The sequence below is a fragment of the Pseudomonas sp. B23(2017) genome (genome assembly GCF_002113725.1).
Taxonomy (GTDB): Bacteria; Pseudomonadota; Gammaproteobacteria; order Pseudomonadales; family Pseudomonadaceae; genus Aquipseudomonas; species Aquipseudomonas putida_Z.
This window is the reverse complement of the sequence record NZ_NEJM01000006.1, coordinates 190,846-203,056: the sequence shown is the minus strand read 5'-3', so window position 1 is coordinate 203,056 and position 12,211 is coordinate 190,846. Positions and strand designations below refer to the sequence as shown.

Annotated in this window: 9 protein-coding genes and 5 tRNA genes; 5 read left to right on the top strand and 9 right to left on the bottom strand. The window is 62.5% G+C overall.

The window, feature by feature from the left end:
- The first annotated feature begins 177 nt into the window (after window positions 1–177).
- Together CAG46_RS12660 and CAG46_RS12655 are read left to right on the top strand one after the other, a co-directional pair.
- Window positions 178–2,358, top strand: coding sequence for an autotransporter outer membrane beta-barrel domain-containing protein (locus CAG46_RS12660; RefSeq protein WP_085618133.1), 2,181 nt, complete (start codon window positions 178–180; stop codon window positions 2,356–2,358).
- 84 nt (window positions 2,359–2,442) lie between these two features.
- Window positions 2,443–3,906 carry a hypothetical protein gene (locus tag CAG46_RS12655; RefSeq protein WP_085618131.1) on the top strand — a complete coding sequence of 488 codons (1,464 nt, stop codon included), beginning with the start codon at window positions 2,443–2,445 and terminating at the stop codon, window positions 3,904–3,906.
- A 40-nt stretch (window positions 3,907–3,946) separates the two neighbouring features.
- Here CAG46_RS12655 and CAG46_RS12650 read toward each other — a convergent pair.
- The 5 genes from CAG46_RS12650 to CAG46_RS12630 all read right to left on the bottom strand — a co-directional run bounded on the left by CAG46_RS12650 (window position 3,947) and on the right by CAG46_RS12630 (window position 4,508).
- A tRNA-Gly gene (locus CAG46_RS12650) sits at window positions 3,947–4,022 on the bottom strand.
- An 84-nt stretch (window positions 4,023–4,106) separates the two neighbouring features.
- Window positions 4,107–4,182: transfer RNA gene (locus CAG46_RS12645), tRNA-Gly, on the bottom strand.
- 3 nt (window positions 4,183–4,185) lie between these two features.
- Window positions 4,186–4,261: transfer RNA gene (locus CAG46_RS12640), tRNA-Glu, on the bottom strand.
- A 91-nt stretch (window positions 4,262–4,352) separates the two neighbouring features.
- A tRNA-Gly gene (locus CAG46_RS12635) sits at window positions 4,353–4,428 on the bottom strand.
- A gap of 4 nt (window positions 4,429–4,432) precedes the next feature.
- Window positions 4,433–4,508 (bottom strand) — tRNA-Glu (locus CAG46_RS12630).
- Between the two features lie 377 nt (window positions 4,509–4,885).
- Between CAG46_RS12630 and CAG46_RS12625 the strand changes: the two genes are divergently transcribed.
- Window positions 4,886–5,653 carry a hypothetical protein gene (locus CAG46_RS12625; protein ID WP_075044110.1) on the top strand — a complete coding sequence of 256 codons (768 nt, stop codon included), beginning with the start codon at window positions 4,886–4,888 and terminating at the stop codon, window positions 5,651–5,653.
- A gap of 127 nt (window positions 5,654–5,780) precedes the next feature.
- On the opposite strand, the gene CAG46_RS12620 is transcribed toward CAG46_RS12625, so the two are convergent.
- Entirely contained in the window at window positions 5,781–6,263 is a 483-nt protein-coding gene (locus tag CAG46_RS12620; RefSeq protein WP_085618129.1) for a GAF domain-containing protein, read from the bottom strand.
- Entirely contained in the window at window positions 6,264–7,151 is an 888-nt protein-coding gene (locus tag CAG46_RS12615) for an ATP-binding protein (protein WP_013971547.1), read from the bottom strand.
- A 200-nt stretch (window positions 7,152–7,351) separates the two neighbouring features.
- Between CAG46_RS12615 and CAG46_RS12610 the strand changes: the two genes are divergently transcribed.
- Window positions 7,352–9,709 carry a response regulator gene (locus CAG46_RS12610; protein ID WP_085618127.1) on the top strand — a complete coding sequence of 786 codons (2,358 nt, stop codon included), beginning with the start codon at window positions 7,352–7,354 and terminating at the stop codon, window positions 9,707–9,709.
- Here CAG46_RS12610 and CAG46_RS12605 read toward each other — a convergent pair.
- Both CAG46_RS12605 and msrB read right to left on the bottom strand, forming a co-directional pair.
- Window positions 9,699–10,187: a glutathione peroxidase gene (locus CAG46_RS12605; RefSeq protein ID WP_025338188.1), complete on the bottom strand. Its 489-nt coding sequence runs from the start codon at window positions 10,185–10,187 to the stop codon at window positions 9,699–9,701. The two genes, CAG46_RS12610 and CAG46_RS12605, sit on opposite strands and share 11 nt — an antisense overlap.
- Window positions 10,188–10,200: 13 nt before the next feature.
- Window positions 10,201–10,596 (bottom strand): peptide-methionine (R)-S-oxide reductase MsrB, encoded by a 396-nt coding sequence (gene msrB / locus CAG46_RS12600; RefSeq protein WP_085590101.1) that lies wholly within the window; start codon window positions 10,594–10,596, stop codon window positions 10,201–10,203.
- A gap of 167 nt (window positions 10,597–10,763) precedes the next feature.
- On the opposite strand from msrB, the gene CAG46_RS12595 reads away from it, so the two are divergent.
- Window positions 10,764–11,975, top strand: coding sequence for a pyridoxal phosphate-dependent aminotransferase (locus tag CAG46_RS12595; protein WP_013971543.1), 1,212 nt, complete (start codon window positions 10,764–10,766; stop codon window positions 11,973–11,975).
- Window positions 11,976–12,211: the final 236 nt, after the last annotated feature.

The window sequence follows — 12,211 nt, the reverse complement described above, 5'->3', positions numbered from 1 at the left end:
AGCCAGCCAAGCATGGGCTGTCGGCATACCCGCAGCCCATCACACACAAAACCAACGACGGCAACTTGAGGACTTTTCCTACAGAAATATGTTGAGAAATCCCTAGACTTCGCCGCCATTGGTCAGCTTCCGATACCTGCCGACCAAACTTGAACCGGATAAGCCACAGGTACTCGTATGTCAGCACTCCGCCCTTTTCCTTTGCGCCATGCACTGCGCGCCGCCTCTTTGGGCCCTCTTCTGTTATTGAGCCCGGAGAGCTGGGCGCAAACCATCATCGACAAAGACACCACGATCGATAACAGCACGCCACCAGACAACTACACGGTGCTCGACGGTGCCACTCTCACCACCAACGGCGCCAACGCCCTCAACATCGAGGTACGGGAAGGCTCCAGGCTGGTACTCGACACCAGCACCGTGAACGCCACCGGCAATGCGACCGGGATAAGGCTGCGCGACGGCAGCAGCGCCACCCTCAGCGGCAGCCACGTGTCATCGGCAGTCCAGGGGCTGGGCCTCGGGGCAGGCACACGGCTGGATGCACACGAAAGCGTGATCAGCGGCGGCAACGCTGGGGCAGTCATCAACAACAGCCTGGTGACGCTGTCCGCCAGCCAGCTGCTGGGCACCGACACCACCGGCGTGGGGGCACAGCTGTTCGACGGCGACCTGCAGGCCAGCGCCGGCAGCCGCATTGTCGGTGGCCAGAATGGCATTCGCTTGCGTGGCGACAGCGGCCAAGCTGCCAGGACAGGCACGGTGGTATTGGATGCCAGCCACGTAGAAGGCCAGAACGGGTCAGCGATAGCCGTCGGCACTGTAGGCAGCGCACCAGCCAGCGCCAGGATCGAGGTACTGAACGGCTCCACCCTCAAGGCCGGCAACGACACCCTGGTTGAAGTGGGTGCCGTCGGCACCGCGGACATCCTGGTCAGTGCCAGCGCCCTGGAAGGCAATATCATCATTGCCGAAGGCGGCAGCGGCAACCTGACCCTGGCCAACCAGGCCACCCTCAAAGGCCGCCTTGAAAACCTCGATCGCCTGGCATTGAACAGCGGCGGCCGGTGGACAATGACCGGTGATGCCCAGCTCAAGGACCTGGTGATGGACGGCGGCGCGGTGGAATTTGGCGACAACGGCGAATTCCTTACACTGGAGGTGGCCACAGTGGAAGGCAGTGGCCGCTTCAACATGAATGTCGATTTCGCGGACGGCCGGGGCGACCTGCTGAAAATAACCGGTAATGCCACCGGCAACCACCAGATCCGGGTTACCAGCACCGGCAAGGATCCACTGGCCGATAGCGAACTGCGCCTGGTGGAGACCGCCGCAGGCAGCGATGCCAGCTTCACCCTGGAGGGCGGGCCGGTTGACCTCGGTACCTTCGCCTACGGCCTGGCACAACGCGGCAATGACTGGTACCTGGATACCTCGATGCGTTCGCTCAGCAACGGCACCCAGGCCATCCTGGCACTGGCCAATACCGCTCCCACGGTGTGGTATGGCGAGCTCACCACCTTGCGCAGCCGCATGGGTGAAGTGCGCCGCAACGATGGTGCTGCGGGCGCCTGGATGCGCAGCTATGGCAACCAGTACAACGCCTCTACCTCCGACTTCGGTTACAAGCAACAGCAACAAGGGCTGTCGTTCGGTGCCGATGGCCGCTTGCCAATCGGCGACGGCAACTGGCTGGCCGGGGTAACGGCAGGTTACAGCAATTCCGACCTCAACCTGCAGGGCGGCAGTTCGGGCTCGGTCGACAGCTACCACATCGGTGCCTACACCACCTGGCTCGACCCACAAAGCGGCTACTACTTCGACGGGGTTGCCAAGCTCAACCGCTACCAGAACCGCGCCGATGTGCAACTGAGCGACGGCAGCAAGACCAAAGGCGATTACAGCAACCACGGCATCGGCGTTTCGCTGGAGGCCGGCCGGCACATCAAGCTGGACCATGGCTATTTCATCGAGCCTTATGCCCAGCTGGCGGCAATGGCAATCGAGGGGCAGTCGTACCACCTGGCCAATGGCTTGCAAGCCAGCGGTGACGACACCCGCTCGCTGCAAGGCAAGCTGGGGGCTACCGCCGGGCGCACCTTCGACTTCGGCCAGGGCCGCATGCTCCAGCCTTATGTGCGGGTTGCCGGGGCCCATGAGTTCGTCAACAACAACCGCGTGAAAGTCAACGGCAACAGCCTGGATAACGACCTGGGCGGTTCTCGTGCAGAGCTGGGTGCCGGTGTGGTAGCGGCCTGGGCCGAGCAGTGGCAAGTGCATGCGGAGTTCGACTATGCCAACGGCGAACGCCTGGAACAGCCGTGGGGGGCCAGCCTGGGCGTACGTTACAACTGGTAGCCGTGAATAGTGCCCGGCAGCATCCTTGATCCACTGCTGGGCCCGTCATTCATGCGATGAGTTTTTCATTCCGGAGGCGTCACCATGTCTTTCGTAGCTCACCTTCGTTGGTTGTTTACCCGCTTGCTTCGACCGACGGCCCAGTCGGACAAGCTTGCTCCTGTCCTGATTGAAGACCTACTGGACGATATCGAGGGCGGCGAGAGCAACCTGTTGCGCTACAGCGCTACGCAAAAGCCCCTGCGCGTGGCGTTCGAGATGTGGGAAAACTCCGACCCGAGCCCGGATGGCCCCGAAACACTAACGCTGTTCTGGAATGATCAGCCAGTCGACAGCAAGATCTGGACCGCTACGGTAGCCGAAACGGATCTTTTCATCATAGTGCCGGAACGCTACATGAGCACTGATGGGAAGCATACACTGCGCTACGAGGTGGAGCTGTATAACAACAATGTTTCAGTCTCCCGGCCATTGGATATCTACATCTTCACAACCCCGCCCGAACTCGCCAAGGATAGCGCCCTGCTGTTCGACCCGGCAGTCATTGCCAATGGGGTGACCGATGCCTACCTTCAGACCAATGGCGACGCCCTGCCCGCCATGGTTCCGGCCTACAAGAACGTTCGCCCCGGTGATGTCCTGACCTGGTACTGGAGCAAAACAGTCGGCGGCCAGGACCTGGTAGACAGCTGGACCCTGACCCTTGACGACACAAGCAAGCCGTTGCAAATCAATTTCCCCGGCGAGCTCATCCGCAAGCTGGGTGACGGCATTCGCTATGCGCATTACACGGTGCAGGACCGCGCCGGCACCCCTCTGCAACACGCGCTGCCGATAGATCTGCAGTGCAACGCCACCCCACTGCCAACAAGGTTCGCTCCCCCTTACCTGAAGGAAACAGGCAGCACCGGCAGTAGCAGCACGTTGAAACCAGCACGGGCCACGAACGGTGGCACAGCGGTCATCAAATCGGGCAGCAGCTTCGAACCCGACGACATCGTGACAATGTACTTTGCGCATCCGGGCGAACACGGTGCCTTCAGCGCAGTCGTGAGCATTGCCCCCGGCGAGATGGAGTGTGCTATCCCCAGAGCGAACATTGCGGCGCGGATGGGCAGCAAGCTGGAGCTGTATTTCGAAGTCACGCGGCGTGGCAAGAATCACCCCTCAGACCCGCACCTTCTCAAGGTGGAAGCCCCGGACATTGGAGCCCCACAATCTGAACAGATCGGCAGCGAGCCGTTGAGCCTGAGCAAAATGGGCCCTGTGACCTTTACCCTGGAGCGCTGGGTGCTCAAGGATACCGGCCAGTTCGTCAGGCTTTACATTACAGGCGTACGCAACGATGGCAGCAAAGACCCGGTCGTGGTCGCAGAGGCAACACCGGTACAGTCGGCTGATGGCGACATGACGATCGGGACGGTAACTGCTGATGCGCTGAGGGTATTCGTCACACCGTCGGATCTGGAGATACTGGCGTTCCTCAGTGTCGACAACAAGCAGAGTTGGATTACCTCTCTTCCATTGCCGGTTCAACTGGTGAAATGACCAAAAAAAAACCACTCCATATGGAGTGGTTTTTTTGAATTGGAGCGGGAAACGAGACTCGAACTCGCGACCCCGACCTTGGCAAGGTCGTGCTCTACCAACTGAGCTATTCCCGCATTGTGAAGCTTTACCGCTATCGGCGTGAAGCGCCTTGAAGACCTTCACCACCACTGCACCGCATAGACGCCACAGTATTGAACTGGAGCGGGAAACGAGACTCGAACTCGCGACCCCGACCTTGGCAAGGTCGTGCTCTACCAACTGAGCTATTCCCGCAAATGGCGTCCCCTAGGGGACTCGAACCCCTGTTACCGCCGTGAAAGGGCGGTGTCCTAGGCCACTAGACGAAGGGGACACACGACACTTTTCAGTGCACCAGGTTTGAACCTCACGATTCAGCCTGGATTTTCTTTTCCTGCCCCGCCCTTAGGCGCTGCCGGAGAAACTGGAGCGGGAAACGAGACTCGAACTCGCGACCCCGACCTTGGCAAGGTCGTGCTCTACCAACTGAGCTATTCCCGCAATTTGGCGTCCCCTAGGGGACTCGAACCCCTGTTACCGCCGTGAAAGGGCGGTGTCCTAGGCCACTAGACGAAGGGGACACGCTGCTGGCATTACTGCCTGCTTTCACTCCCTGCCGCGTTTCGCTGTGTGCTTTACGCTGCAAGTGGCGCGCATTCTATGGATGGTTCGGACAGGCGTCAACCCCTTTGTAGAAATTTATTTAAATCAATGACTTCCGGGTGAGTTGGGGTGCAGATGCGGGTGGGGTTGCCGATATAGAGATAGACAATCCTGTGCCGGCCCTTTCGCGGCTAAAGCCGCTCCCACAGGGACCGTGCGCAGCTTGAAGGCAGTGCCGTACCTGTGGGAGCGGCTTTAGCCGCGAAAGGGCCGGTACAGGCATATAGCCGCTATTCGCCCCCCGGCAAACTCACTACACTCAAAGCTGTAATTCTTCTTCAATGAGGCATTAACGGTGACACCACTTCTGATCACCCTGCTCATCGTGGCGGGTATCGCGTTGCTGATCGTGATCGGCTACCTAAACAATGTGGTCGAGAACGGCAAGCTCGAGCGCGCCCGGATGAAGGTCGAGCTGGCCGACCGCCTGCGCCGTTGTGGCGAAATCACCGAGACCTTCCCCGGCCAGTTCATGACCCCGGCGCTGAAGCTGCTGCTGACCCGCCTGGAGCTCAACCTCAACCAGCGTCAACTGGCGATGGACAAGCACAATGCCGAAATCAAGGCGCGCATCGCCGAACTGGAGAGGCTGATTGCCCAGGGCAGGCAGATTCCGGTGAACAACCCGCCCAACCCGATCCAGACCGAGATCAAGGCCAAGGATGTGCGCTTCCTGCTGGAGGCGTTGCACAACCAGGTGACCCGCGCCGCCCAGGAGGGCTTCCTGCCCACGCCCGAGGCCAAGCAATGGATCAAGGAAATCCGCCATATCCTGGTGCTGCTGCATATCGAGTTCTTCAACAACCTCGGCCAGCAGGCTTTGCAGCAGAACCAGCCAGGCCAGGCGCGCCTGGCCTTCGAGCGCGGCGTGCAGTACCTGCGCAAGCAGCCGGAACCGAAGGTGTATGAAGAGCAGCTGACGTACCTGGAGAAGCTGCTGGCCCGGGCCAACGCCCAGGTGCTGGACCGCATGGCCCCGGCGGAGGACGAGCAGAATGAACTGACCCAGGGGCTCAAGACCGATGAGGAAGAGACCTGGAAGAAGAAGGTGATGTACGACTGATGCTTTAACCTGTACTGGCCTCTTCGCGGCTAAAGCCGCTCCCACAGGGACGACACTGCCTTCAGGCTTGATGCCATCCTTGTGGGAGCGGCTTTAGCCGCGAAGAGGCCGGTACAGGCAACAAATATCAGCAGTCGGTCAGCTCCAGAAAAATCGCCGCCAACCGCTCCAGCCCCACCTGATCCGCCTCACTGAAGCGCCCAAGCTTCGGGCTGTCCAGGTCCAGCACACCAATCAACCTGCCCTCCTTCACCAGCGGGATCACCAGCTCGCTGTTGGACGCACTGTCACAGGCAATGTGCCCCGGGAACGCATGCACGTCCTCTACCCGCTGGGTCTGCCGGGTGGCCGCTGCCGCCCCGCACACGCCCTTGCTGAACGGGATGCGCACGCACGCCACCTGGCCCTGGAACGGGCCCAGCACCAGTTCTTCGTTGCGGTTGAGGTAGAACCCCGCCCAGTTCAGGTCGTCCACCTGGTTAAAGAGGAACGCCGAAAACTGCGCGGCATTGGCGATGAAGTCACGCTCGTCGGCAAACAGCGCCTGCACTTGCGCCGCCAGCAGGTTGTAGCCGTCGAGGCCGGCGCCACTGGCATTGAGGTCGATCATTTACTTTTGCTCCAGCAATTGCAGCCCGACCCAGTAGCGGGCGAACTGATAGGCACAACGGCCATTACGGTTACCGCGGCCGGTCGCCCAGCGCACGGCGAGTATGTCGAGTTCTTCGCTGCGCTGCCAGGCCAGGCCGGCAGTTTGCGCGAGTTGGCCGATCCAGTGCTCGACCACGTTCAGGAAGTGTTCCTGGGTGAAGGGGTAGAACGACAGCCACAGGCCAAAACGGTCGGACAGGGCAATCTTGTCCTCCACCGCTTCGCTGGGGTGCAGCTCACCATCCACGCGCTTCCAGTTCTCGTTGTCGCTCTCCTTCTCCGGCACCAGGTGGCGGCGGTTGGAGGTGGCGTACAGCAGCACGTTGTCGGGGGCCTGCTCGAGCGAGCCGTCGAGCACGCTCTTGAGCACCCGGTAGTCGCCCTCCCCGGCTTCGAACGACAGATCGTCGCAGAACAGGATGAAGCGCTGCGGCAGCTTCTGGAGCTGCTCGACTACACGTGGCAGGTCGGCCAGGTGGTCGCGTTCGATTTCGATCAGGCGCAGGCCGGCACCCGCGTGCTCGGCCAGCAGGGCACGTACCAGCGACGACTTGCCGGTGCCGCGCGAGCCCCACAGCAGTGCATGGTTGGCCGGCATGCCGTTGATGAACTGATGGGTGTTGCGGCCCAGCTGATCACGCTGCTGGTCGACGCCGATCAGGTCGCTGAGGCGGATGTCCAGGCTGACTTCCAGCGGCAGCAGGTAGCCGCTGCGGCCATCGCGCTGCCAGCGCGCGGCCAGGGTGGTGGCCCAGTCGATGTTCGGGCGCTGGGCTGGCAACAGGGGTTCGAGGCGGGCCAGTACCGATTCGGCGCGGTCCAGGAAAGCAATCAAGCGAGCGTCCATCAGGGCTCCTGCAAATTCAGATTCGGGGCTGCTGTGCCGGCCTCTTCGCGGCTAAAGCCGCTCCCACAGGTTTATCACCGCCCTTGAGACCTGTGATGTACCTGTGGGAGCGGCTTTAGCCGCGAAGAGGCCGGCACAGCCAGTAGAACAATCAAGGCTGAATGTGTGACAGGCCCACCAGCAGCCGGGGCTATTCGGCTATGCTTGCGCAGCGCAAGGGACGTGAAACCGGCTCGGGACACATGGATATCAAGTTCACCAATCGCCTGTCATACAAGCAAGCCCGGTTGACAGTCCTGGTCGGCTTCATCCTGGGAACATTGCTCAGTCTCATCCAGATCGGCATCGATTATGCCAGCGAAGACGCGTCCATCAACCGTGAAGTGCGCGCCTTGCTGCAAATCAGCCACAACCCGGCTTCGCGCATCGCCTACAACATCGACTCGGAACTGGCCCTGGAGCTGACCCGCGGCCTGCTGCAATCGCCGGCGATCATCCGTGCGCGGCTGATCGACAACAACGAAACAGTGCTGGCCGACGTCGAACGGCCGCGCCTGCAGGACCGCTACCGGCCGCTCAGCGACTTCCTGTTCGGCGACCAGCGCCAGTTCAAGGAACGCCTGTACCTGACCCACATGCCCGAGGAATATCTCGGCACCCTGTACCTGGAGGTTGACACCTACGCCTTCGGCAGCCGCTTTCTCGACCGTGCCGGCATCACCTTGCTCAACGGTTTCGCCCGCAGCCTGGTGCTGACCGGCATCCTCCTGGCGCTGTTCTACATGATGCTGACCAAGCCGCTGGTGACGGTGATCGGCGCGCTCAGCGGCAGCGACCCGCGCAAGCCCCGGCAAACCCGCGTGGCCTGCCCGCACGGCCACGAACACGACGAGATCGGCGTACTGGTGAAGGTCGCCAACCAGCAGTTCGTCAGCATGGCCACCGAGATCGAGCAGCGGCGCACCGCGGAAAACCGCCTGACCCAGTACCTCAACGAGCTGGAAGATATCGTCTCGGCACGCACCAACGAGCTGAAGGCCAGCAACAGCAGCCTGAGCCTGTCCAACCAGGAGCTGGAAGAAGCCCGCCGCCGGGCGCTGGACATGGCCCAGGCACGCGCCGCCTTCCTCGCCAACATGAGCCACGAAATCCGTACCCCGCTCAACGGCATGCTCGGCATGATCGCCCTTGCCCTGGACAGCCCGCTGCCCAGCGAACAACGCCAGCAGCTGGCGATTGCCCATGACTCGGGCAAGGTACTGGTGGAGTTGCTCAACGATATTCTCGACCTGTCCAAGTTCGATGCCGGCCAGCTGGAGCTGGAGCGCATTCCGTTCGACATGGGCTCGATGGTCGAGGACACCGCCAACCTGCTGTCGCAGAACACCGCGCAAAGCGTGGAGCTGACCTGCCTGATCGCCCGCGACTTCCCCAGCAGCGTGCTTGGCGACCCCACGCGGGTACGGCAGATCGTCAGCAACCTGCTGTCCAACGCCCTCAAGTTCACCCGCTTCGGCCGCGTGGATGTGCGCCTGGCGGCCATCGTCGGCGGTGTGCGCCTGGAAGTGCGCGACACCGGCATCGGCATCCCCGAAGAAGCCCAGGCGCGGATCTTCCAGCCGTTCACCCAGGCCGGCGCCGGCATCACCCGCCAGTACGGCGGTACCGGCCTGGGCCTGGCGCTGACACGCAACCTGTGCAAGGCCATGCAGGGCCACCTGCATATCAAGTCCGACCCGGGCTTCGGCAGCCGCTTCACCGCCGAGCTGCCGCTGGCGGTGCACACCGAAGCCATCCCGCCGGCACCGTTGCACGGGCGCGTGGCGGCGCTGAGCGCGGCCGGCAGCGGGCTCGATGAACTGCTGCAGGACCTGTTGCCCGCCTGGGGCCTTGCCTATCAGCACCATGACAGCAGCGCGGGGCTGGACGCCACGGCCATCGACCTGCTGATCACCGACAGCCTGGACCAGCTGTTCGAACTGCGCCCGGCACTGAAGACACCGATCCTGCTGGTGACCGCCTACGGCAACTTCCTGCCCAGCGAACAGTCGGTCACCCTCGCCCCCCTGCACCAGCTGGCCCGGCCGCTGGCGCGCAACGCCCTGTACCAGACCTTGCGCCGCACCTTGCAGGGCCATGAGCCCGAACACCCGCTGGCCACCCCGGCCATCACCCTGGAACAAGGCCGCGCGCGCATCCTGCTGGTGGAGGACAACCCGGTGAACCAGCTGGTGGCCAAGGGCATGCTGGCCAAGCTCGGTTGCCAGGTGCAGCTGGCCACCCAGGGCGCCGAGGCTCTGGAGCTACTGGAACAGGACGAATTCGACCTGGTACTGATGGACTGCAACATGCCGGTGATGGACGGCTACGAGGCCAGCCGGCGCATCCGCCAGAGCGGCCGCTGGCCCGACCTGCCGATCGTTGCCCTCACCGCCAACGCCATGCCCGAGGAGCGCGAGCGCTGCCGGGCAGCGGGCATGAACGACTACCTGGCCAAGCCGTTCCGCCGTGAAGAGCTGCTGGCGCTGGTCGACCACTGGGTGCCGGTCAACGGTTGAGCAGGCGCTCGATGTCCGCTTCCAGGGCCTGCGGCTTGGTGGTGGGGGCGTAGCGCGTTACCTGGCCAGAGGCCGGGTCGACCAGAAACTTGGTGAAATTCCACTTGATCTTCTGGCTGCCCAGAATGCCCGGGGCGCGCTGCTTGAGTTCGACGAACAGCGGGTGGCTGCCGGGGCCGTTGACCTCGACCTTGCGAAACAGCGGGAAGCTCACGCCGAAATTGCGCTCGCAGAACTGGGCAATTTCCCGCGCATCGCCCGGCTCCTGCTTGCCGAACTGGTTGCAGGGGAAGCCCAGCACCACCAGGCCGCGTGCGCGATAGGCCTGCCACAGTTGCTCCAGGCCCTTGTACTGCGGGGTAAAGCCGCACTGGCTGGCGGTATTGACCACCAGCAGCGCCTTGCCGGGGAAGTCGCCGAGCTTCTTGTGCTCGCCGCCCAGGGTCACACAGGGGATGTCCAGTATCGATCCAGCCATGGTCGGGCTCCGGTCAGTCGCGCGGGCGCAGGTCGATGCACACCGAGTTGATGCAGTAGCGCAGGCCGGTCGGTGGCGGGCCATCGGGGAATACGTGGCCCAGGTGCGCATCGCAGCGGGCACAGGTGACTTCGGTGCGGATCATGCCGTGGGAGGTGTCGCGGATCTCGATCATCGCGCTCTCCTCGATGGGGGCGTAGAAGCTCGGCCAGCCGCAGCCGGAATCGAACTTGGTCTGCGCATCGAACAGTGCCAGGCCGCAGCAGATGCAATGGTAGATGCCGTCGCGGCGCTCGCTGTTGTACTTGCCGCTGAACGGCCGCTCGGTGCCCTTGAGGCGGCACACCTGGTACTGCTCGGGGTCGAGCATCGACCGCCATTGTTCCAGGGTTTTCTCGATCTTTTGCATGTAGGGACCTCGGCAGGCTGAATTTCACTGCGCACCGTCTTTTCCGGGGCGCGGGTGGCACGTATATTAGTTGGCTTCGTGTGCCAGGCGTTCAGTCTGGCACCCGCTTCCTGCCCTTTCAAACCTTTCGGCGGGGCGTAGCGCGTTTTCTCAATCGGGATCCCATCATGCAGTTCAGCAAATCGAACAAGCTCGCCAATGTCTGCTACGACATTCGCGGCCCAGTGCTCAAGCACGCCAAGCGCCTGGAAGAGGAAGGCCACCGCATCCTCAAGCTGAACATCGGCAACCCGGCGCCGTTTGGCTTCGAGGCGCCTGACGAAATCCTCCAGGATGTGATCCGCAACCTGCCCACCGCGCAGGGCTACAGCGACTCCAAGGGCCTGTTCAGCGCGCGCAAGGCGGTGATGCAGTACTGCCAGCAGAAGCAGATCGAAGGCGTCGGCATCGAGGACATCTACCTGGGTAATGGTGTGTCCGAGCTGATCGTGATGTCGATGCAGGCGCTGCTCAACAACGGCGACGAAGTGCTGATCCCGGCCCCCGACTACCCGCTGTGGACCGCCGCCGTGAGCCTGGCCGGCGGCAAGCCGGTGCACTACCTGTGCGACGAGCAGGCCGACTGGTTCCCCGACCTTGAGGACATCAAGGCCAAGATCACCCCGAACACCAAGGCCCTGGTGATCATCAACCCGAACAACCCGACCGGCGCGGTGTACTCCAAAGAGCTGCTGCTGGGCATGCTGGAACTGGCCCGCCAGCACAATCTGGTGGTGTTCTCCGACGAGATCTACGACAAGATCCTGTACGACGAAGCCGTGCACATCAGCACCGCATCGCTGGCCCCCGACCTGCTGTGCCTGACCTTCAACGGCCTGTCCAAGTCGTACCGGGTGGCGGGCTTCCGTTCCGGCTGGCTGATCATCTCCGGGCCCAAGCACCACGCGCAAAGCTACATCGAAGGCATCGACATGCTGGCCAACATGCGCCTGTGCGCCAACGTGCCGGCCCAGCATGCCATCCAGACCGCGCTGGGCGGCTACCAGAGCATCAACGACCTGGTGCTGCCACCGGGCCGCCTGCTGGAGCAGCGCAACCGCACCTACGAACTGCTGAACGACATCCCGGGCGTGAGCTGCGTGAAGCCGATGGGTGCGCTGTATGCATTCCCGAAGATCGACCCGAAGGTTTGCCCGATTCACAACGACGAGAAGTTCGTGCTCGACCTGCTGCTGTCGGAGAAGCTGCTGATCGTTCAGGGTACGGCGTTCAACTGGCCGTGGCCGGACCACTTCCGCGTGGTCACCTTGCCGCGGGTGGATGACCTGGAGGCGGCGATTGGCCGGATCGGGAATTTCCTGAAGGGTTATTCGCAGTAAGTGAAGGCCCTGGGGGCGCTTTGCGCCCCTTTCGCGACACAAGGCCGCTCCTACAGGGTTACGCGATCAGTTGTAGGAGCGGCCTTGTGTCGCGATGGGCTGCAAAGCAGCCCCAAAACCCCACAGGATGTTTCTTACATCCTGCAACGCTCTATCCCACAGCCTCCGCGCCATCCTCTGCCATACTCCGCCGTACACAGTTTGAAATAGTCGCCCGATTGAATCGGCACGGCCGG

Bases quoted from the DNA above. Each gene is read 5' to 3' on its own strand.
- CAG46_RS12660 (WP_085618133.1), top strand. From the start codon at position 178: ATGTCAGCACTCCGCCCTTTTCCTTTGCGCCATGCACTGCGCGCCGCC.
- CAG46_RS12655 (WP_085618131.1), top strand. From the start codon at position 2,443: ATGTCTTTCGTAGCTCACCTTCGTTGGTTGTTTACCCGCTTGCTTCGA.
- CAG46_RS12620 (WP_085618129.1), bottom strand. From the start codon at position 6,263: ATGATCGACCTCAATGCCAGTGGCGCCGGCCTCGACGGCTACAACCTG.
- CAG46_RS12615 (WP_013971547.1), bottom strand. From the start codon at position 7,151: ATGGACGCTCGCTTGATTGCTTTCCTGGACCGCGCCGAATCGGTACTG.
- CAG46_RS12610 (WP_085618127.1), top strand. From the start codon at position 7,352: ATGCTTGCGCAGCGCAAGGGACGTGAAACCGGCTCGGGACACATGGAT.
- CAG46_RS12605 (WP_025338188.1), bottom strand. From the start codon at position 10,187: ATGGCTGGATCGATACTGGACATCCCCTGTGTGACCCTGGGCGGCGAG.
- msrB (WP_085590101.1), bottom strand. From the start codon at position 10,596: ATGCAAAAGATCGAGAAAACCCTGGAACAATGGCGGTCGATGCTCGAC.
- CAG46_RS12595 (WP_013971543.1), top strand. From the start codon at position 10,764: ATGCAGTTCAGCAAATCGAACAAGCTCGCCAATGTCTGCTACGACATT.